16 protein-coding genes, 1 tRNA gene and 1 pseudogene are annotated in these 18957 nt (G+C 72.7%); 13 read left to right on the top strand and 5 right to left on the bottom strand.

Features of this window, described 5'->3' with window-relative positions:
• Positions 1 to 151 precede the first annotated feature (151 nt).
• Entirely contained in the window at positions 152 to 1750 is a 1599-nt protein-coding gene (locus ABZ567_RS24390) for an MFS transporter (protein ID WP_360793374.1), read from the top strand.
• Positions 1751 to 1796: 46 nt separating this feature from the next.
• Here the strand turns inward: ABZ567_RS24390 and ABZ567_RS24385 are convergent, their stop codons facing one another.
• Positions 1797 to 2507: a TioE family transcriptional regulator gene (locus tag ABZ567_RS24385; RefSeq protein WP_360793372.1), complete on the bottom strand. Its 711-nt coding sequence runs from the start codon at positions 2505 to 2507 to the stop codon at positions 1797 to 1799.
• 72 nt (positions 2508 to 2579) lie between these two features.
• Here ABZ567_RS24385 and ABZ567_RS24380 point away from each other — a divergent pair, with 72 nt between their 5' ends.
• The 3 genes and pseudogenes from ABZ567_RS24380 to ABZ567_RS24370 all read left to right on the top strand — a co-directional run bounded on the left by ABZ567_RS24380 (position 2580) and on the right by ABZ567_RS24370 (position 5668).
• On the top strand, positions 2580 to 3803 hold the full coding sequence (locus ABZ567_RS24380; RefSeq protein ID WP_360793370.1) for an erythromycin esterase family protein: 1224 nt from the start codon (positions 2580 to 2582) through the stop codon (positions 3801 to 3803).
• A 166-nt stretch (positions 3804 to 3969) separates the two neighbouring features.
• A pseudogene (locus tag ABZ567_RS24375) lies at positions 3970 to 4095 on the top strand (ATP-binding protein); the annotation flags it as partial.
• Positions 4096 to 4126: 31 nt separating this feature from the next.
• Complete coding sequence (locus ABZ567_RS24370) at positions 4127 to 5668, top strand: glycoside hydrolase family 6 protein (RefSeq protein WP_360793368.1); 1542 nt, start codon at positions 4127 to 4129, stop codon at positions 5666 to 5668.
• 103 nt (positions 5669 to 5771) lie between these two features.
• Here ABZ567_RS24370 and ABZ567_RS24365 read toward each other — a convergent pair whose 3' ends face one another.
• From ABZ567_RS24365 to ABZ567_RS24355, 3 genes are all read right to left on the bottom strand, one after another.
• Positions 5772 to 6683, bottom strand: coding sequence for a cellulose-binding protein (locus tag ABZ567_RS24365; RefSeq protein WP_360793366.1), 912 nt, complete (start codon positions 6681 to 6683; stop codon positions 5772 to 5774).
• 148 nt (positions 6684 to 6831) lie between these two features.
• Positions 6832 to 9366, bottom strand: a complete 2535-nt coding sequence (locus ABZ567_RS24360) for an SUKH-4 family immunity protein (protein WP_360793364.1) — start codon at positions 9364 to 9366, stop codon at positions 6832 to 6834.
• A gap of 7 nt (positions 9367 to 9373) precedes the next feature.
• A complete protein-coding gene (locus tag ABZ567_RS24355) occupies positions 9374 to 10372 on the bottom strand; it encodes an SMI1/KNR4 family protein (protein WP_360793362.1) in 999 nt (332 codons plus the stop codon).
• Between the two features lie 267 nt (positions 10373 to 10639).
• On the opposite strand from ABZ567_RS24355, the gene ABZ567_RS24350 reads away from it, so the two are divergent.
• Together ABZ567_RS24350 and ABZ567_RS24345 are read left to right on the top strand one after the other, a co-directional pair.
• Positions 10640 to 11152 (top strand): YwqJ-related putative deaminase, encoded by a 513-nt coding sequence (locus ABZ567_RS24350; RefSeq protein ID WP_360793360.1) that lies wholly within the window; start codon positions 10640 to 10642, stop codon positions 11150 to 11152.
• 10 nt (positions 11153 to 11162) lie between these two features.
• Positions 11163 to 11654 (top strand): SUKH-3 domain-containing protein, encoded by a 492-nt coding sequence (locus ABZ567_RS24345; protein WP_360793358.1) that lies wholly within the window; start codon positions 11163 to 11165, stop codon positions 11652 to 11654.
• A 130-nt stretch (positions 11655 to 11784) separates the two neighbouring features.
• On the opposite strand, the gene ABZ567_RS24340 is transcribed toward ABZ567_RS24345, so the two are convergent.
• Positions 11785 to 13074, bottom strand: coding sequence for a histidine kinase (locus ABZ567_RS24340; RefSeq protein ID WP_360793356.1), 1290 nt, complete (start codon positions 13072 to 13074; stop codon positions 11785 to 11787).
• Between the two features lie 134 nt (positions 13075 to 13208).
• Here ABZ567_RS24340 and ABZ567_RS24335 point away from each other — a divergent pair.
• From ABZ567_RS24335 to ABZ567_RS24305, 7 genes are all read left to right on the top strand, one after another.
• Positions 13209 to 13280: transfer RNA gene (locus ABZ567_RS24335), tRNA-Gln, on the top strand.
• A 163-nt stretch (positions 13281 to 13443) separates the two neighbouring features.
• Complete coding sequence (gene glmU, locus ABZ567_RS24330) at positions 13444 to 14874, top strand: bifunctional UDP-N-acetylglucosamine diphosphorylase/glucosamine-1-phosphate N-acetyltransferase GlmU (protein WP_360793354.1); 1431 nt, start codon at positions 13444 to 13446, stop codon at positions 14872 to 14874.
• A 121-nt stretch (positions 14875 to 14995) separates the two neighbouring features.
• The gene (locus ABZ567_RS24325; protein WP_360793352.1) at positions 14996 to 15970 is read left to right on the top strand and encodes a ribose-phosphate diphosphokinase; all 975 of its coding nucleotides are present in this window, start codon (positions 14996 to 14998) and stop codon (positions 15968 to 15970) included.
• Between the two features lie 265 nt (positions 15971 to 16235).
• Positions 16236 to 16823: a 50S ribosomal protein L25/general stress protein Ctc gene (locus tag ABZ567_RS24320; RefSeq protein WP_360793350.1), complete on the top strand. Its 588-nt coding sequence runs from the start codon at positions 16236 to 16238 to the stop codon at positions 16821 to 16823.
• Positions 16824 to 16932: 109 nt separating this feature from the next.
• Positions 16933 to 17532, top strand: coding sequence for an aminoacyl-tRNA hydrolase (gene pth, locus ABZ567_RS24315; protein WP_360793348.1), 600 nt, complete (start codon positions 16933 to 16935; stop codon positions 17530 to 17532).
• A 42-nt stretch (positions 17533 to 17574) separates the two neighbouring features.
• Complete coding sequence (locus ABZ567_RS24310; RefSeq protein ID WP_360793346.1) at positions 17575 to 18018, top strand: hypothetical protein; 444 nt, start codon at positions 17575 to 17577, stop codon at positions 18016 to 18018.
• A 124-nt stretch (positions 18019 to 18142) separates the two neighbouring features.
• Complete coding sequence (locus ABZ567_RS24305) at positions 18143 to 18955, top strand: LPXTG cell wall anchor domain-containing protein (RefSeq protein ID WP_360793344.1); 813 nt, start codon at positions 18143 to 18145, stop codon at positions 18953 to 18955.
• Positions 18956 to 18957: the final 2 nt, after the last annotated feature.

Here is an 18957-nt window from a genome sequence, read left to right as displayed (position 1 = left end):
TTAAGAACCCGGGGCGCCCCCTTCTCGTCCTCCGTCGGGACGAACGGCCCCTGGCCCGTATGGGGGAGAGGCCCCTAGGGGTTCCTCCACCCTCGGTACGGGTGAGACCCTGGCCGCGCCCATTTAGGTGTACGAGGAAAGGAACTGTGCGGTGCCGGAGCCGTCGACCACGCGAGCGGGGGCCGATCCGGCTCCCGCGCCCTCCTCCGACCGCCGCCGGCCCGTCGTCCTCGCGCTCATGCTCGCCATGGGCCTCGCCGCCCTCGACGGCACGATCGTGTCCACCGCCGTCCCCCAGATCGTCGGCGACCTCGGCGGACTGTCCGTCTTCTCCTGGCTGTTCTCCGGCTATCTGCTCGCCGTGACGGTCACCCTGCCCGTGTACGGGAAGCTCAGCGACACCTTCGGCCGCAAACCGGTCCTCGTCGCCGGGACCGTCCTCTTCCTCGTCGGCTCCCTGCTGTGCGCCGCCGCCTGGGACATGGCCTCCCTGATCGCCTTCCGGGTCGTCCAGGGCCTCGGCGGAGGCGCCCTCCAGGGCACGGTGCAGACCATCGCCGCCGACCTGTACCCGTTGAAGGAACGCCCCAGGATCCAGGCGCGGCTGTCCTCGGTCTGGGCCGCCTCATCGGTCGCGGGACCCGCCGTCGGCGGCCTCCTCGCCGGCTACGCCGACTGGCGCTGGATCTTCCTGATCAACCTGCCCGTCGGCCTGCTCGCCCTCTGGCTGATCACGCGCCACCTCGCGGAACCGCCCCGAAACCGGGCGGGCGGACCCGAAGCGAAGGAGGCCGTACGGGAGGCGGGCGGGCCGGAGGCGGACCGCACCCCGCCCCGCGCGCGCGTGCGGATCGACTGGGCCGGGGCCCTCGCCGTCTTCGCCACCGGCGCGCTGCTGCTCACCGCGCTCGTCCAGGGCGGGGTCGCCTGGCCCTGGCTCTCCGCCCCGTCACTCGGCCTCCTCGGCGGGGCCGCCGCCCTCGCCGCCCTGACCGTCGTCATCGAGCGGCGCGCGGCCGAGCCCATCATCCCCGGCTGGGTCTGGCGCCGCCGGACCATCGCCGCCGTCAACCTCGCCCTCGGCGCCCTCGGCCTGCTCATGGTCGCCCCGACCGTCTTCCTGCCCACGTACGCCCAGTCCGTCCTGGGCCTCGGGCCGATCGCCGCCGGGTTCGTCCTCTCCTCATGGACCCTCAGCTGGCCCATCGCGGCCGCCCTCTCCAACCGGGTCTACACCCGCATCGGCTTCCGGCTCACCGCCGTCCTCGGCATCTCGCTCGCGCTGATCCTCCTGCTCGCGTTCCCCTTCCTGCCGTTCCCCGGGGAACCCTGGCAGCCCGCGCTCCTGATGCTGCTGCTCGGCGGTGCCCTCGGCCTCTTCCAACTGCCCCTGATCGTCGGTGTGCAGTCGACCGTCCCGTACGAGGAACGCGGCACCACCACCGCCTCGGTCCTCTTCTGCCGCCAGGTCGGCCAGAGCGTCGGCGCGGCCCTGTTCGGGGCCGTCGCCAACGGCGTCCTCGCCGCCCGTCTCGGCGGCAGCGGCGACCTGGACGCCCTGGCCCGCTCCCTGGACGACCCCGGCTCCCTCACGGCCGAGACCACGGACCACCTGCGGCGGGCGGTCGACGCGGCGGTGGACTACGTGTACCTGGGCGCGGCGGCGGCCGCCGCCCTCGCCCTCCTGGCCCTGCTGACCCTGGCTCCACGCCGTTTCCCGGTCCTCGCGGAGGAGGGAGAGCGGAACTGACCCCCTGCCAAGCCCCGGTGGGGCCGAAGGCGGCCGTACGGATGTCTCAGCCCCGCTCGCGCAGGTACGCGTCCAGCTCCGCCGCCCCCGCCAGCATCGCCCTCCCCCGTGCGGCCAGCCGCCCGTGCCAGTCGCCGAGGGCCGCCTCCAGCGGCCCGAGCCCACCGGCCGCCCGTACCTGCGCGATCAGCGGGGCGATCTGCTCAAGGAGGTGGCCGCCCCGTCTGAGCTGGTGGACCAGCCGGGCATCCCGTACGTCCGCCTCGTCGTACACGCGGTACCCGGTCCGGGGGTCGCGGCGCGGCCGCACGAGCCCGGCGCGTTCCCACTTCCGCAGCGTCGCGGGCCGGATGCCGAGCTTCTCCGCCAGCGGTCCGACGAACGTGTCTCCGGGCTCGGCTGCCGCGGGGGGTTCCAGGTCCCGGAGGGCGCTCTCCACGGCCCGGAGGGTCCGCCGGTCGTCGAGGAGCTGGGCGTGGCTCTCGTCGATGGCGCGAAACGCCTCGTCGACCGCGTCCTCGTTCACGGCCCGCATGATCGTCGTCGCCGTCCGGTGCCCGTGGCCGGGCACCAGGGCGAGGAACGCGCGCAGGGCCGCCGCGTGCAACGGCGTGTAGGCGCGGTAACCCGAGGGGGTGCGGTCGGCGGCCGGAAGGATGCCGGCGTCCTCGTAGTTCCTGACCGCCTGCGTGGACAGACCGTGGCCGCGCGCCAGATCGACCGGCCGCAGCCGACCGCCGTTTTGAAGGTTCTGCACTCTGAAACCCCCGAAACAAGCGGTTGTCGCGCGAAAAGTATCCACCGAAGGTTCAACGATACCGTTGAATCCATGGCCGCTGACATCAAGGACACCACTCACACCGTCGACGCCGCCGCCGTCATGGGGCTGCTCCCCGTCCGGCCCCGGCTGCTCGCCCTGGGCGAGCCCACCCACGGGGAGGACGAGCTCCTCCACCTGCGCAACGACCTCTTCCGGCAACTCGTCGAGCAGGAGGGGTACCGCACGATCGCGATCGAGAGCGACTGCGTACGCGGCCTGGCCGTGGACGACCACGTCACCTCGGGCACGGGCACGCTCGACGGGGTCATGGAGCACGGGTTCAGCCACGAGTGGGGTGCCTCCGCCGCCAACCGCGAACTCGTGCGCTGGATGCGCGCCTTCAACGTCCGTGCCGACGAGGACGGCCGCCCCGCGTCCGACCGGCTCCGCTTCGCCGGCTTCGACGGCCCGCTGGAGATCGCCGCCGCCGAGAGCCCCCGCCACACCCTCACCGCACTCCACGCCCACCTGGCGACCCACGTCGACGCGGACCTGTTGCCCTGCACCCGGGAGACCCTCGACCGACTGCTCGGCGCCGACGACCGCTGGACCGAACCCGACGCCATGATGGACCCGTCCCGGTCCGTGGGACGGTCGGCCGAGGCAGCCGCGTTGAGGCTCCTCACCGACGAACTGGTCGCCCTGCTCGACACGCAGACCCCGCACCTGCTCACGGTGACCTCGCGGGACGACCGGGACCGGGCCCGCCTGTACGGCCGCACCGCCCTCGGCCTGCTGCGCTACCACCACGCGATGGCGGACCCCTCGCCGGCCCGCATGGCACGGATCCTCGCCGTACGGGACCAGATGATGGCCCACAACCTCCTCTCCGTCGCCGCCCGGGGCCCGGTACTCGTCCACGCCCACAACTCCCACCTCCAGCGGCCGAAGAGCGCGATGAGGATGTGGCAGGGGCCGGTGGAGTGGTGGGGCGCGGGTGCGCTGGTGAGCGCCGAACTGGGCGAGGAGTACGCGTTCCTGACCGCGACCCTCGGCACGATCCGGCACCGGGGAGTGGACGCGCCGCCCCCGGACACCGTCGAAGGACTCCTGTACGCGCTCCCCGAGGACCGTCACCTCGTCGACGCCCGACGCCTGGCCACCTCCCTCGGCGACACGCGTCCCGCCGTCCGCGCGTCCCCGTGGTTCGGCTACGCCCCCTTCGACCCGGCGCACCTGACGGCCGTCGACGGGCTGGTGTTCGTCAAGGACGTCCGGCCGACGGAGAAGTGACGGAAGGAGCCCTGCCGGTCCGGCTCGGACGGGCAGGGCTCCTCCACGTACGGAGGCGGGCTGCGCTACTCCGCCGTGGCGAGCCCGACGAACCCGGCCCCACGCGTCCTGCGAGACTCGGAGGCCCGGCCGGCTCACTGGTCCCACGAGGGAACTGACGTACGGCGGGCGGGGGTTGCTGCTCGTCGAGTCACTCGCCGACCGCTGGGGCCGGTGCCCGAGGCCGGGGGCGCCGGGAAGGACGGTGCGGGCGGAGTGGGACCCTTTCACGAATGCCGAGTTCGCCCCTTGACCACGGCCCCGAACATTGGACACCACGACAGATGAGAACCACACCCCTGCTGTACGCGGGCGTCGCGATACCCCTGCTGGCCGCATCCCTGGCGCTGCCGGCCTCCACCGCCCAAGCGGCGCCCGAGGCGCCCGCCCCGCTGATGTACGGCGAACTGGCCCCGGAGGGCGCGTTCACCACCGTGCCTCCGACCGGCACCTGGTGGTCGTCCACGGGGAGCGCTCCCGACTACACGGGCGGCGCCCTCAAGGCCTCCGTGAAGGCCGGAACGGTCAACCGGTGGGACGCGCAGGTGGGGCGCAACGGCGTCGCGTTGCGCGCGGGGGCGCTCTACACGCTCTCCTTCGACGCCCGTTCCTCGGTCGCGGCCTCCTTCCGGGCGACCGTGCAGCGGTCCAGCGGCGCGTACGAGGCGCCCCTCGCGCAGGACATCACCCTGGACCCCGTGAGCAAGAGGTACCAGTGGACGTTCCGTTCCACGATCGACACGGTGGCCGGTGCGAGCGCCCAGATCACGTTCCAGCTCGGCGGGCAGAAGGTTGCCACGGACTTCACCTTCGACAACGTCTCGCTGACGACGTCGACGGCACGTGAGGGTTTCTTCGTCGACCCCGGCTCCAACGCGCGCACGTGGGTGGATGCCCACTCCGAACCCAACCCGGTCGACGTCCGTGCCGCAAAGATCCGCAGCCAGATCGCCGACCGGACCACGGTCAAGTGGTTCGGCGGCTGGAACACCGACGTGCAGACGGACGTCGACAGCTACATCGACAAGGCCACGGCCGCGGGTCAGCTGCCGACGCTCGTCGCCTACAACATCCCCGGCCGTGACTGCGGCGGCGCCTCCGGTGGCGGCGCGGCCGACGCCGAGGCGTACAAGAAGTGGATGGACGGCTTCGTCGCGGGCATCGCCGGGCGCCCGGCGCTCGTCATCCTGGAGCCGGACGCGGTGGCCCAGGCCGACGTGGAGGGCAACTGCCTGACGCCGGAGAAGCGGGAGGCCCGCTTCGACATGCTCTGGTACGCCAACCAGCACCTCGACGCGCAGGGCCCGTACGTGAAGACGTACATCGACGCGGGCAACGCGACCTGGACGCTCGGCGCGCGCCGTGAGGACAACCCCGCGGACAAGGGGATCGGCCTGAGCGACATGGCCGACATGCTGGGCCGCTCCGGGATCTACCTCGCCGACGGCGTCGCGGTGAACGTGGCCAACTACCACTCCACCGACATCTCCGACGACTACGGCCGCCGGCTGGCCGTACGGGTCAAGGAACGGCTGGGCGTCGACACGACCTGGGTCGTGGACACCTCCCGCAACGGCAACGGTGCCTACAAGGTCCCCGGCGACGCGACCAGCGGACAGGTCGGGTTCTGCAACCCGCCACTGCGCAAGCTGGGCTCGGCGTCCCGGGTCGGCGAGGGCGGTGCCGCGTACTATCTGTGGATCAAGAACCCCGGCGACTCGGACGGCCGGCACCTCGACGACGAGCGCTGCCCGGAGGAGGGCCCGCAGTACAAGGCGGGTGTGTTCTCACCGGAGTTCGCGGTACGGCTCATCGACGGCAGCTGAGACCGAAGCCGGTTCCCATCGGGGGCGGCGCCGGATCCCGGCCCGCCCCTCCGGCTCCGGCTCCTGACAGGAGCCGGAGCCGGGGTCCGGGGTCCGGGTCCCGTCAGGAGCCGGCTGCCTGGTCGGTCTTCGTGTCCGGGTCCGTGTCCGGGTCCGGGCCCGTCACCCTCCCCGTCAGCGCCGCCAGCGCGTTGCGGATGTGCTCCATGTGCGCGTGGATCTCGTCCCGCGCCTCCTCGTGCTCGCGCAGCACCCGTTCCGTCTCGCGCTCGGTCCGTTCCGCCTTCAGGCGCGCCCCGGCGAGCAGCTCGCCCGCTCGCGCCTCCGCGTCCTCCTGGCCGTGCCGGGCCTCCTCCTCCGTCTTCGCGAGCAGTCTCCGCGCCTCCGCGAGCCCGCCCTCCGCGTGGGCGATCAGCTCCTCGTGGCGGGCGTTCAGGTCGGCCGCCTCGCCCGCCGCCACGCGCTCGGCCTCGTCCCGTACCGCCTGCTGGTCCGCGCGCTGCTTCGCCAGGAGTTCCGCCGTGCGCCGCTCGGTGTCCTCGAAGACCTCCCGCGCCGCGCCCAGCAACTCGTCCGCCTCGCGGGTCGCGTCCGCCGTCAGCTCCTCGGCCCGCGCGCGGGCCGCCTCCAGGGTTGCGCGGGCCGCCGCCTCGGCCGCCTCCCGGACGCCCTCCGCGTACGTCCGCGCCGCCTCCGCCGCCTGGCGGGCCGCCGTCTCCGCCCCCTCCGCGAGGGCCTGCGCATCCGCCTCGGCCGTCCGTACGAGCGTCTCGTCCTCCAGCTCGGCGAGCTCCAGGATCTTCTGCGCCCGGTCGCCGAGGGACTCGTACCGCTGCGGCGGGAGCGCCTCGACGGCCTCGCGCAGCCGGACGGCCTCGGTCTCCATCTCCTTCACGAGGACGGTGAGCCGCGCTGCCCGCTCCCACGCCCTGTCCCGGTCCTCGGCGAGTGCGGCCAGACGACGGTCGACCTGCTCGGGCCGGTAGCCGCGCCCCCGTCCGACGGTGAAACTCATCCTTGACGCCCCTTCCGTGTGACCCGAACGTCCAGGATGCTGCATCAGAACGGACAAAAGACGCCCAACGTGCACACACGTCAAGCGCCCTTCATCACATTCCGCTCAGCGCATTCTGTCCACCGGCGTCAGCGGGAAACCCCGGCCCCTACAGCAGGCCGTCCCACATCTGCTCGAGCAGCACCGACCACCAGGTGTCCGGCGACGCCAGCGCCGCCGGGTCGAGCATCAGCAGCTGCGCCTGGAAGTCGACCGTCCAGCGGCCCGCCTGCTCCGGGTTCAGCCCGAACCTCAGCCGCCACATCCGGCCGAGCAGCGCCATCGAACGGGTGAACTCGGGCAGCCCCGTGTTGACGAACTGCGGCGGCACCGCCTGTCCGCCGGGACCGGCCTCCACCGGCACCGCCACGATGTGCGCGGTCCCGTACTGGACGCACAGCGCCCGCCCGAAGTCCGAACCGAGCACCAGGTACGAACTGGCGTCCGGCGCGGCCTGGACCTGCCGCTGCGCCGCCAGCTCGGCCAGCGTGGGCACCACCGGCACGGCCGGCTGCGCCCAGAAGAACGGCCCGAAGTCCGCCGGAAGCCCCGCCCACACCAGCGTGCGCGCCACCAGCTCGGGCACCCCCTGACGGGACACCGCGCGCTGGTCGAAGCGGAGGACGCCGGGACCGAACGCCCCGGCCAACTCCTGCGCGATGGCCTCCGGCGGAACCGGCGGCGCGGGCTGCACCGGCGGCAGCGGCGCCCGCACCGGGGCGGGGCGCGCGGGACCGTCCGCGACCTGGTGCAACTCGCCCTGGTGCGTGAGAAGTTGCCGCATGCCCTGCTGGCGGCCCGTGTGATCACGACCGTACGGGGCGATGCTGGTGATCCGCGCCTGCGGCCAGGTCTCCCGGATCATCCGCGCGCAGTAGCCGCCCGGCAGCTCACAGGACTCCAGCTCCGTGTGCAGCTCGAGCACCTGCTGCGGCGGCACGTTCATCGCCCGCAGCTCGTGCAGGATCTGCCACTCCGGATGCGGGGTGCCCGGCGCCGAACGCCGGATGATCTGCGCCTCGGAACCGTCCGGCGCGCGATAGCGCAGCACCGCCTGGTACCCGGGCCCGACGGTCGGCTGACCCGCCGGGTGCGGATAGCCGTACGCCGGGGGCACGGGCGCGGGCGGCGGCGTATGCCCGCCGTGCAGCGGCGGCGGCGGAGCCGGAGGCCCCGGAGGCTGCGGCGCCGAGGGGCCACCGGGACCCGGATGCGCCAGCATCGTCGCGGCGTGCGCGACCCCGCCCGCGGGCGTACCGGGCACGCCCGGCGGCGGCGGGGGCGGCGGAGGCGCGCCGGGACCGCTCTGGCCCGGGTGCGCGAGCATCGTCGCGGCGTGGTGCACCGGCTGCGGCGGCGTCGGCGGACCGGGGGGCGCAGGAGCGGGCGGCGGACCGGGCGGGCCCGGCCGGGCGGGCGGCTGGATCCCGTCGGGCCCGAGCTGCGACACCAGTTGCGTGGGGATGTACGCACCGGCACCCGACGAGGCTCCCGGCACCCCCGGGGCGCCCGGCGGCGGCGGAGGCGTCGACGGGCCGCGCCCGGCCTTCGGCGGCAGCGTGGCCTTGCTGGTCGCGGCGTCCGCGATGTCCCCGGCACCCGGTACGGGAGGCGCGGGCGGCGGCGTTCCCGGACCGGCCTGCGGCGGCAGCGGCGAAGGACCAGGGACGGGAGGCGCGGGCGGGCCGGGCGGGGTCGGGCGGACACCGGCCGGCGGCGGCGCGGCCGGGTCGAGCCGGGGCGCCACGGCGGTCGGGGGCAGCGCACTGCCGCCGTGCATGAGCGCGGTCGGCGCGTCGGCGCCCACCTGCGGCGGCGGGGCGTCCTCGTCGTCCGTCCCCGACAGCGGCGGCGCGAAGACGGTCGCGGGCAGCGGCACCGCCCCGTCCACACCACCGGAACTCGCGTTGGCGTCGACCCACGGGCCGCCCACCGGCGCGACCGGGGGCGGGGACGCGGCGGGCACGGCCGCCGGCGTCTCCGCCGGGACCCCGTCCATCGCCGTCGGCTCGTACGCGACGGCACCGGCTCCCGAAGCGGCGGCCGGCGACGGAGACGGCGAGCCGGGCGCGGACGAATCCACCGACGACGACGCCGCGGACGTGGACGAGTCCGCCTCCGCCTCCTGCGACAACACCGACGACCCCGACGAGGGGAAGCCCGACGACGCCACCGAAGCCGAAGGCCCCGCCGCGCCCACCGGCTCCGACACGTCGTCCGCCGGCACCGACGAACTCCCGCTCTCCTGGGACACGTTCGGCTGCTTCGGCAGCCCGATCCGGTCCGCCGCGTCCTGCAGCCACTCCGGCGGACTCAGCAGGAACGACGTCTGGTTCAGATCGATCCGCGCCGCAGGCACCGCCGCCTGGGCCGGAACCTCGTCCGCCGCCCCGTACTCCTCCTCGTAGCGCCGGATCACCTCACCCACCGGCAGCCCCGGCCACAGCGTGGCCTCACCGCTGTCCCGGGCGATCACGAGCCGCTGGCGCCCGCCGTCCGACGTCGGCCCGCCCTCGCGGTCCTCCGCCCACACCACGAAACCCAGCTCGAACTCCCGGACCCGCACCTCACGGTGCTGGTACGACGGCAGCTCGCCGTTGATCCACTCCTCGGCGCGCTCCTGCGCCTGCGCGAAGGTCACCACAGCCCACTCACTCCCCCACCGGGACGACGGGCACCGCACGCGCGAAGCCACCGTCCACCATCAGGTTCGCCACCGTCTCCAGCTCCGGCGGATTGCCCGCGAGCCGCTGCAGAAACGCGTCGAAGTCCGCACCACAGGGCAGCAGCAGTCGCTCCACCCGCTCGCCCACCGTCCAGCCCGCCGCCACCTCGCCGGAGTCCTGGGCGTCGTCGTACGCGCAGAACCACACCGAACCGACCCCCTCACCCCGCACCTTCAGCGCGATCAGACCGCCCTGGACGAACGCCACGCCCAGATAGTCCTTGGTCAGATGGTCACGAAGACACTTGTTGACGTAGACGAGGTCGTTGACCCCCGCCTCCTCCCGCACCGTGAAGAACGGCTGGTCGACCAGGAGCCCCAGCTCCGCGTCGAGCGCCGCACCCACCGGGGCGCAGCCGCCCGCCGCCTTCAGGAACGAGCGGTACGCACCGGGCAGCCGGTAACCGAGGTCCTCCTCGACGCCCTGGAGCTGCTGCTCCGACACCGACACCAGACCCTTCGGCAGCCCGAAGTGCGCCGGCCGGGTCTCCTGCAGCGGCCGCGTGCCCCGCTTCGCATGGTCCACGGCGGCCGTCGCCACCCCGCCGTGATGCCGCAGCAGGGCCTTCACCTCGACCGGGACCAGCTCCATCCGGCGACTGCGCGCCACGTGGTGCCACGTCCAGCCGTGCGGCGTCGCCACCGCCGGGATCGTGTCCCACAGCTCGTGACCGGTCGCCGCCATCGCCGCGTTCGCCGACACGTAGTCCGTGAGCCGCAGCTCGTCCACCCCGAAACCCTCCGGGGGGTCGGCGATCTCCGCCGCCGCACGCGCGTACGGCGAGAAGTCCGGGTGACCGTACTCGTCCACCCGCACCCCTCTCGGGTGACGGGAGGCGCGGACCGGATCCGGGAAGTGCACGACCTGCCCGGCGTAGGCCGCGTTCGGTGGCGCGGTGTCCTGCCCGAGCCGACCTGTCGTCATGGCGGTTGCCCCCTGCACTGGCGTCGCTGCCTGCTACTACCCGCAGCCGCTGGCTGCTGCTGACTGATGCCGCACAGCCTATGCGCTGCCACAAGAGCCCGAACCGGCCCGATCCGACGGTCACGACGTGTCACGGAGCCATGACAGGTGCACCATGATTCCGACACACCGAAGCCACGTTTCGCCGCCCCAGCTTCCCCATATGGCTCCCTATTTGGCAGGCTGTCCACGCAACTCGGGGGATTGCAGGAGGGGAAGACCAGCACCATGCACGCAGCACCGACACCCACACAGGGTGACCCACGCCTCAACTGGAGCAGCAGCGCGGACGCCACCCGTGCGCCCTTACTGCTGCACCGCCGCGACGGGATCCTCCCCACCGTCGGGGCCGCGCTCTCCGTACGCGGCGAGACCCTCACGTGCACGGCCGGCCGAGGCGACCGGCCGCCCGCCCTGCACGCCCTCGTCCAGGACTTCCTGGACACCCTCACCAGCAGCCAGCGGGAGCGCTTCACCGGCCGCTGCCCCGAGGCGATCCTGCTCTCCCGGCACCTCACCGCCACCGAGAACGGACGCTCCAAGCGGGCCCAGCGCAAACCGCTCACCCACGGCGAGGCCCGCCGCTCCCTCAAACACGCCAAGCTCACCGCGCGGCGCATCCGCGAGGACGGCGACCCGCTGCACGGAAGCTACGCCGCCCCCTGCCGCTCCTGTACGGCGATGCTCGCCCACTTCGGCGTCCGCACCGTCGACCCCACCACGCCTGTCGAGAACGGCTGACCGCACACCCATGCCCGACCACCTCAGCACCACGCGCTTCCCCGTCAACGTCGACGCCGCCCTCCGCGAGGCCGGCTGGCAGCCCGGCCGCTGGGACATCAAGCTCGCCGAGGAGTGGGCCGACGCCCTGCGCGGCCACGTCTCCCCCGCCGGCCACCGGCACAGCGTCTTCCCCGCCGTCGTCGAGGCCTGGGCCGAGTTCGGCGGCCTGCGGATCACCGCGCCCGGACACGGCCGGCAGATAGCGCCCGCCGCCGTACGCTTCGACCCCCTCGCCGGACTCCACCTCTCCCGCACCCTCGCCGACCTCGGCCGCGCCCTGGACACGGAACTCGCCCCGCTGGGTGAGGAGGGCGACCACCAGGCGATCCTCGCCATGGACATGGAAGGCCGGGTCTACAGCCTCGACCACGCGGGCGACTGGTACCTCGGCAAGGACATCGACGCGGCACTCTCGACCCTGGTCACAGGGGCCCAGCCCCCCCGCCTGACGACCGGCTGACCACCCGAACCGCACGACCACGTCCCGGGCAGACGGGAACACGACCGCCCCGGCCGGACTGAGCCCCGACGCGCAACACGGCCGACCCGCCGGACCAGCCTCCGACGGGCAACACGACCGACCCGCCGGACTAATCCCCGGCGGGCAGCACCGCCGACACCTTGAACCCCCCCGCCTCCGTCGCCCCCGACACGAACACACCCCCGAGCCGCGACACCCGCTCCCGCATCCCCACGAGCCCGTTCCCGCCGCTCGGCAGCCGTACGTCCGCGACACCGGCGTCCGAAGGACACGGACCGTTCTCCACCTGCATCGCGATCTCGGCCTCCCGGTGCGCCAGACGCACCACGACCTTCGCACCCGCCGCATGCTTGTGGACGTTGGTCAGCGCCTCCTGCACCACCCGGTACGCCGTCCGCTCCACCTCCGGCGGGTACGCCCGCACCTCGCCGAGCACCACGAACTCCACCGCCGCCCCCGCCATGCGCGACTGCTCGCACAGCGCCTCCAGAGCGTCCAGGCACGGCCCGTCCCCCTCGGCCGCCGCCTCGGCAGCGGCGGCGGCGGCCCGCCCGACGGCGGCCAACGGCACCACGGCGGGGGCGGCCGGAGCGGCGCCCTCCCGCAGGACGCCCAGCATCTCCCGCAGCTCGGTCAACGCCTGGCGCCCCATGTCCCCCACGAGCGCCGCGTTCTTCACGGCCTTCTGCGGATCCTTCAACGCCACCGCCTGCAACGCCGCCGCGTGCACCACCATCAGCGACACCCGGTGCGCCACCACGTCGTGCATCTCCCGCGCGATCCGCGTCCGCTCCTCCTGCCGCGCCCACTGCGCCCGCTGCTCCGCCCGGTCCGCGAGCAGCGACAGCTCCTGCTCCAGGCTGTCGGCCCGCTCCCGGAGACTCTCCATGAGCCGACGTCGGGCCCCTATGTAGAGGCCGAGGAGCACGGGCGGGGCGTTGAGGCCGAGGGTCATGAAGAGCGAGACGACCGGCACGTACCAGCCACTCGGCTCCATGTCCTGCCGCAGCCGGACCCCGGTCACGACGAACACGGCGACCGTCGACATCCCCGCCAGTACGGCGGTGATCCGGCGGGGCACCTCGGAGGCGGCGAGCGTGTAGAGCCCGACGATCCCCATGAGGAAGCCCATCTCGGCGGGCGCGACGGCGATGGAGACGAGCACGACGCCGACGGGCCACCGGCGCCGCACCAGCAGCACGGACCCGACGACCAGCCCGAACAGCACCCCCACGGGCACGGGCAGCGCGGCCTCCTCGGCGAACGCGACGCCCTCGACCGCGCACTCCAGCGCGGACACGACCGCGAGCCCCGCGTCGAGGACGACGCTCCTGCGTCTCCCCCACCACCACCAGCCCCCGACGCCCCCAGCGTCCCGCTCCGCCCCCGTTGTGGTCATGCCACCACCCTAAAGCCGAGCCACGACGGGGACGGAGCGGCGCTGTACCGTCGCGTGGAAGGTGCCTGGTACGGCATAGTGGAGGCCGCCAGGGCACACGACTGACAACATGTCCGTTTTGGCCCTCAGCGCCATCCCCTGTGGTGTAATTGGCAGCACTGAGGCTTTTGGTGCCTTATGTCCGGGTTCGAGTCCTGGCGGGGGAGCTTCTTCATCCGGGTCCTGACCATCACGGTCAGGACCCGCGCTCATGTCCGGCCCCCGGCCCCCCGGTATCCTTCGTGCGTCCACCACCCAAAGCCGAAGGGCATTCCCGTGAGCGCCAATCTCCCCCAAGTTCTCGGCTTCGCTCGAACAGGGGGGACCCCCTTGGCAGCCGTCGTCGTCCTCGCAGCGGGTGAGGGCACCCGCATGAAGTCGAAGACCCCCAAGGTCCTGCACGAGATCGCCGGGCGGTCGCTCGTCGGGCATGTCGTCTCCGCCGCCCGGGAGTTGGAGCCCGAGCACCTCGTCGTGGTCGTCGGGCACGCGCGGGAGCAGGTGAAGGGGCACCTGGACGAGCTGTACACCGGGACCCGCACCGCCGTCCAGGAGGAGCAGAACGGCACCGGGCACGCGGTGCGGATGGCCCTGGAGGAGCTCGGGGGGGCGCCCGAGGGGACCGTGGTCGTGGTCTGCGGTGACACTCCGCTGCTGTCCGGGGAGACCCTGCGGGCACTGGCGGACACCCACGCGGCCGACGGCAACGCGGTCACCGTGCTGAGCGCCGAGGTCCCGGACTCGACCGGCTACGGCCGGATCGTGCGGGACGCGTCCGGCGCCGTGACGGAGATCGTCGAGCACAAGGACGCCTCCGCCGAGCAGCTCGCGATCCGCGAGATCAACTCCGGTGTGTTCGCGTTCGACGGGCAGCTGCTCGCGGACGCGCTCGGCAAGGTGCGGACGGACAACAGCCAGGGCGAGGAGTACCTCACCGACGTGCTGTCGATCCTGCGCGAGGCCGGCCACCGGGTCGGCGCGTCGGTCGCCGGTGACCACCGCGAGATCCTCGGGATCAACAACCGGGTGCAGCTCGCGGAGGCCCGTTCCCTGCTGAACCGGCGGCTGATCGAGCGCGCCATGCTGGCCGGTGTGACCGTCGTCGACCCCGCGTCGGTGTTCGTCGACGTGACCGTGACCTTCGAGCCGGACGCGGTGATCCTGCCGGGTACGCAGCTGCTGGGTGCCACGCACATCGGCGAGGACGCCGAGGTCGGGCCGAACACGCGCCTGAAGGACACCACCGTCGGCAGGGGCGCCCGGGTGGACAACACGGTGGCGGACTCGGCCGTCATCGGTGACAGCGCCTCCGTGGGGCCCTACGCGTACCTGCGTCCGGGCACCGACCTGGGCGCGAAGTCCAAGGCCGGTTCGTACGTCGAGATGAAGAACGCGACGGTCGGCGAGGGCACCAAGGTCCCGCACCTGTCGTACGTGGGAGACGCCACGATCGGCGAGTACACGAACATCGGCGCGGCCAGCGTCTTCGTGAACTACGACGGCGAGACGAAGCACCACACCACGATCGGCTCGCACTGCCGGACCGGCTCGGACAACATGTTTGTGGCTCCCATCACGATCGGGGACGGGGCGTACACCGCGGCCGGTTCCGTGATCACGAAGGACGTGCCGGCCGGTTCGCTCGCCGTCGCCCGGGGCCAGCAGCGGAATATCGAGGGTTGGGTGGCCCGCAAGCGGCCCGGCAGCGCTGCCGCGCAGGCCGCGCAGGTCGCGGCTGAGGACTCCGCCGGCGAAAGCTGACCGGAAACGGGTGCGTCGAACTCGGCGTACCGTGATACGTGCACACAAATTCGGCTGGCTCGCACACGCGCACGACAGCTCGTGGAACGCGACCAGACAACACGTCTGAGGAGACAGTGCTGTGACCGGGATCAAGACGACCGGCGAGAAGAAGCTGATGCTCTTCTCCGGCCGCGCCCACCCCGAGCTGGCCGAGGAGGTCGCGCACCAGCTGGGTGTCGGCCTCGTTCCCACCAAGGCGTTCGACTTCGCCAACGGTGAGATCTACGTCCGCTTCCAGGAGTCGGCCCGCGGTGCGGACTGCTTCCTGATCCAGAGCCACACGGCTCCGATCAACAAGTGGATCATGGAGCAGTTGATCATGGTCGATGCTCTGAAGCGGGCTTCGGCCCGGAGCATCACGGTGATCATCCCCTCGTACGGCTACGCCCGTCAGGACAAGAAGCACCGCGGCCGCGAGCCGATCTCGGCGCGTCTGGTGGCGGACCTGCTGGAGACGGCGGGCGCGGACCGGATCCTGACCGTGGACCTGCACACGGACCAGATCCAGGGCTTCTTCGACGGCCCGGTGGACCACCTGTCGGCGCTGCCGGTGCTCGCGGACTACGTGGGTGCGAAGGTCGACCGGGCGAAGCTGACGATCGTCTCCCCGGACGCGGGGCGCGTGCGGGTCGCCGACCGCTGGTGCGACCGTCTGGACGCTCCCCTCGCGATCGTGCACAAGCGTCGTGACAAGGACGTCGCCAACCAGGTGACCGTGCACGAGGTCGTCGGTGACGTGAAGGGCCGTGTCTGTGTCCTGGTGGACGACATGGTCGACACGGGCGGCACCATCTGCGCCGCGGCCGACGCGCTGTTCGCGCACGGCGCGGAGGACGTCATCGTGACGGCCACGCACGGCATCCTGTCGGGTCCGGCGGCGGACCGGCTGAAGAACTCGAAGGTGAGCGAGTTCGTGTTCACGGACACGCTGCCGGTGCCGGGCGGGCTCGAACTGGACAAGATCACGGTGCTGTCGATCGCGCCGACGATCGCGCGCGCGGTGCGCGAGGTGTTCGAGGACGGTTCGGTGACGAGCCTCTTCGAGGAGCACTGAGCCGAGGAGCACCGACTCCCCCGGCAGTGTGCGTGAGGGCCGTTTCCCCGTTCGGGGGAGCGGCCCTCCGCCGTGTTTCGGTGATCGAATTGGGTGGTAGGGGGAACGGCCGGTAGACTGCCGAAGTTGCTCGGCGAGGGAGGCCGTACCCGTACGGATGTACAGGGTCACGGCGGTCCGTTATCGACGCGCTCTTCGTAGCAGGCCATCGCCAGTCGTGGCCGGGTGACCACTTTTTTCGTCACCTTCCTACGAGGAGCGCACCATGTCCGAGATCAAGCTCGCCGCTGCCGTCCGTACCGAGTTCGGCAAGGGCGCCGCCCGTGCGGTCCGCCGCGACGGCCGCGTCCCCGCCGTGGTCTACGGCCACGGTGCCGAGCCGGCGCACGTGACCCTTCCGGCCCACGACCTCGCCCTGGCGCTGCGTACGCCGAACGTCCTGCTCGCCCTGGACGTCGACGGCAAGTCCGAGCTCGCGATCCCGAAGGCCGTCCAGCGTGACGCCATCAAGGGCTTCCTGGTCCACGTCGACCTGCTCCTCGTGCGTCGTGGCGAGAAGGTCACGGTCGAGGTCGTCGTGGAGACCGAGGGCGACCTGGCCCCGGGCAGCTTCCTGGTCGAGAACGTGCTGAACACGCTCTCCGTCGAGACCGAGGCCACGCACATCCCGACCTCCGTCACCGTCTCCATCGAGGGCCTGGAGGCCGGTAACTCCATCCTCGCCAAGGACATCGAGCTGCCGTCCGGCACCACCCTGGTGACCGACCCCGACGCCGTCGTCATCCAGATCCTGGCCGCCCAGGCCGAGGAGCCGGCCGCCGAGGGCGCCGAGACCGAGGGTGCCGAGGCCTGAGCCTTCGGCTCTGCCTGACAGGCTTCTGCCTGGCGTGACGGGGTGACGGGCCGTACGGCCCGTCACCCCGTTTCTCTTGTACGGACGGATACGAGGAGATCTGAGTCACATGACGGACGACGACGCGAACGCCCCCTGGCTTATCGTCGGCCTCGGCAACCCGGGACCGGAGTACGCGGCCAACCGCCACAACATCGGTTTCATGGTGGTGGACCTGCTCGCCGACCGGATGCGCGGCTCGTTCAAGCGGGCGCAGAAGGCGCAGGCGCAGGTCGTGGAGGGCCGGATGGGTCCCCCCGGGCCGGACAGCCGCCGGGTGGTCCTCGTGAAGCCGATGTCGTACATGAACCTGTCGGGCGGTCCGGTGACGGCGTTGCGCGACTTCTACAAGGTGCCGACGGCGCGTGTGGTGGCGGTCCACGACGAGCTGGACATCGACTACGGGGTGCTGCGGCTGAAGATCGGCGGCGGCGACAACGGGCACAACGGTCTGAAGTCGATGACGAAGGCGATGGGCGCCGAGTACCACCGGGTGCGGTGCGGGATCGGGCGTCCGCCGGGCCGGATGCAGGTCGCGGACTTCGTCCTGAAGGACTTCTCGTCGGCGGAGCGCAAGGACCTGGACTGGTTCGTGGACCGGGCGGCGGACTCGGTGGAGTGCCTGGTGGCGGAGGGCCTGGAGCGGGCCCGGTCGGCGTACAACTCGTAGGGCCGCCGGCCCCGGGCCCGTACGACTGTACGATCGCGGGTCATGACGCACGTCCGTAACGCCGCCATGGTCCTCGTCGCCCTTCTGCTGCTCGTCGCGGGCGCCTGGGCGTCCTGGGACTCGGCCCAGCACGTCCTGCTCTCCAAGGGGCGGGAGCACGGGACGATGACGGTCACCGGCTGCGGCGAGGAGACGTGCAGCGGCCGGTACGCCCCCGAGGACCCGGCCTCGCCCCGCCGGTCGCTGACGATCGCGCGGTCGGTCGCGGCGGAGCAGGGGGCGACGATCCCGGTGGTGGTGAAGCCGGGGACGGACGAGGGCGTACGGACGGGCTGGGGCGGCGGTCTGCACGCGTGGCTGCCGCTCGGCGGGGCGCTGTTGCTCGCGGCGCCGCTGATCGGTGGCGGGATGCGGCTGCCGAGGGTGGCGTGGTCGGCGGCGGGGGTGGGAGGTGCGCTGCTGGTGGCGGCGTTCTTCGCGCTCTGAGAGGTTCCGCTCCGGTAGGGCCCGATCGTTATGAGCTCTGGCTTAAAGGTGAGTTGAGGCGACGGATAGGCTGCCCTCCTGCCACCCCCCACGGCATCCCTCATTTACAGATGGACGATTGCACATGCGACGCTCCCTCCTTCCCGCCGCCGCGCTCGTCGCGGCCCTGGCGGGCTCCCTCGTCCTGGCGCCGGTGGCCTCCGCCTCGGTAGGCCCCAAGCCGCTTCCCCTGCACCAGGTCGAGGAGCTTCCGCTGACCGCCGAGGAGTTCGGCGGCGACGGCGACTGCCCGCCGGTCCCCAGCGACAAGGACGGCTGGCACTTCGTGCTGCCCGGCAGCGGCAAGGGTGACGACGCCGTCTTCACCAAGCTGACGGTGGAGTTCGAGCCGGGCGGTACCCAGACCATCACGACGTTCGGTCCGCCGAGCGACAAGCACGCGTACGCGATCTCGGAGCCGGGCGCGAAGCTGGTCTCGGCCTCGGCCGAGGTCTCCGGCGAGGTCAAGCAGGGCTGGTTCAACCTGTCGCACACCTGCGCGGCGAGCACCTCGACCCCGACCGGCACCCCCACCGGCACCCCCTCCGGGACGCCGTCGGGCACCCCGTCCGGGACGCCGTCCGAGACCACCTCGGGCACCCCGTCCGAGACGCCGTCCGAGACTTCGGGCACCCCGTCCGGCACCCCCTCGGGTACGCCGAGCGCGTCCGTGTCCCCGTCCGGGACCCCCGGCGCCTCGGAGACCCCCGGTGGCACCGAGTCGCCGTCCGCGACCGCCCCCGCGGGTGGGACCGGCGGCACCGGCGGTAGCGGTGGCGACCTGGCCGAGACCGGTTCGAGCGCGCCCGTCGGCGTTCTCGCCGCCGCGGCCGTGGCCCTCGCGGGCGTCGGCGCGTTCCTGGTGACCCGCCGCCGCAAGGCCGCCCAGCAGGGCTGACG

It is taken from the genome of Streptomyces sp. NPDC016459 (genome assembly GCF_040632845.1).
Classification (GTDB): Bacteria; Actinomycetota; Actinomycetes; order Streptomycetales; family Streptomycetaceae; genus Streptomyces.
The sequence above is the reverse complement of the archived record's forward strand: the minus strand, read 5'-3'. Positions and strand labels throughout refer to the sequence as shown.

Bases quoted from the DNA above. Each gene is read 5' to 3' on its own strand.
- ABZ567_RS24380 (WP_360793370.1), top strand. From the start codon at position 2,580: ATGGCCGCTGACATCAAGGACACCACTCACACCGTCGACGCCGCCGCC.
- ABZ567_RS24370 (WP_360793368.1), top strand. From the start codon at position 4,127: ATGAGAACCACACCCCTGCTGTACGCGGGCGTCGCGATACCCCTGCTG.
- ABZ567_RS24365 (WP_360793366.1), bottom strand. From the start codon at position 6,683: ATGAGTTTCACCGTCGGACGGGGGCGCGGCTACCGGCCCGAGCAGGTC.
- ABZ567_RS24355 (WP_360793362.1), bottom strand. From the start codon at position 10,372: ATGACGACAGGTCGGCTCGGGCAGGACACCGCGCCACCGAACGCGGCC.
- ABZ567_RS24350 (WP_360793360.1), top strand. From the start codon at position 10,640: ATGCACGCAGCACCGACACCCACACAGGGTGACCCACGCCTCAACTGG.
- ABZ567_RS24345 (WP_360793358.1), top strand. From the start codon at position 11,163: ATGCCCGACCACCTCAGCACCACGCGCTTCCCCGTCAACGTCGACGCC.
- ABZ567_RS24340 (WP_360793356.1), bottom strand. From the start codon at position 13,074: ATGACCACAACGGGGGCGGAGCGGGACGCTGGGGGCGTCGGGGGCTGG.
- ABZ567_RS24320 (WP_360793350.1), top strand. From the start codon at position 16,236: ATGTCCGAGATCAAGCTCGCCGCTGCCGTCCGTACCGAGTTCGGCAAG.
- pth (WP_360793348.1), top strand. From the start codon at position 16,933: ATGACGGACGACGACGCGAACGCCCCCTGGCTTATCGTCGGCCTCGGC.
- ABZ567_RS24310 (WP_360793346.1), top strand. From the start codon at position 17,575: ATGACGCACGTCCGTAACGCCGCCATGGTCCTCGTCGCCCTTCTGCTG.
- ABZ567_RS24305 (WP_360793344.1), top strand. From the start codon at position 18,143: ATGCGACGCTCCCTCCTTCCCGCCGCCGCGCTCGTCGCGGCCCTGGCG.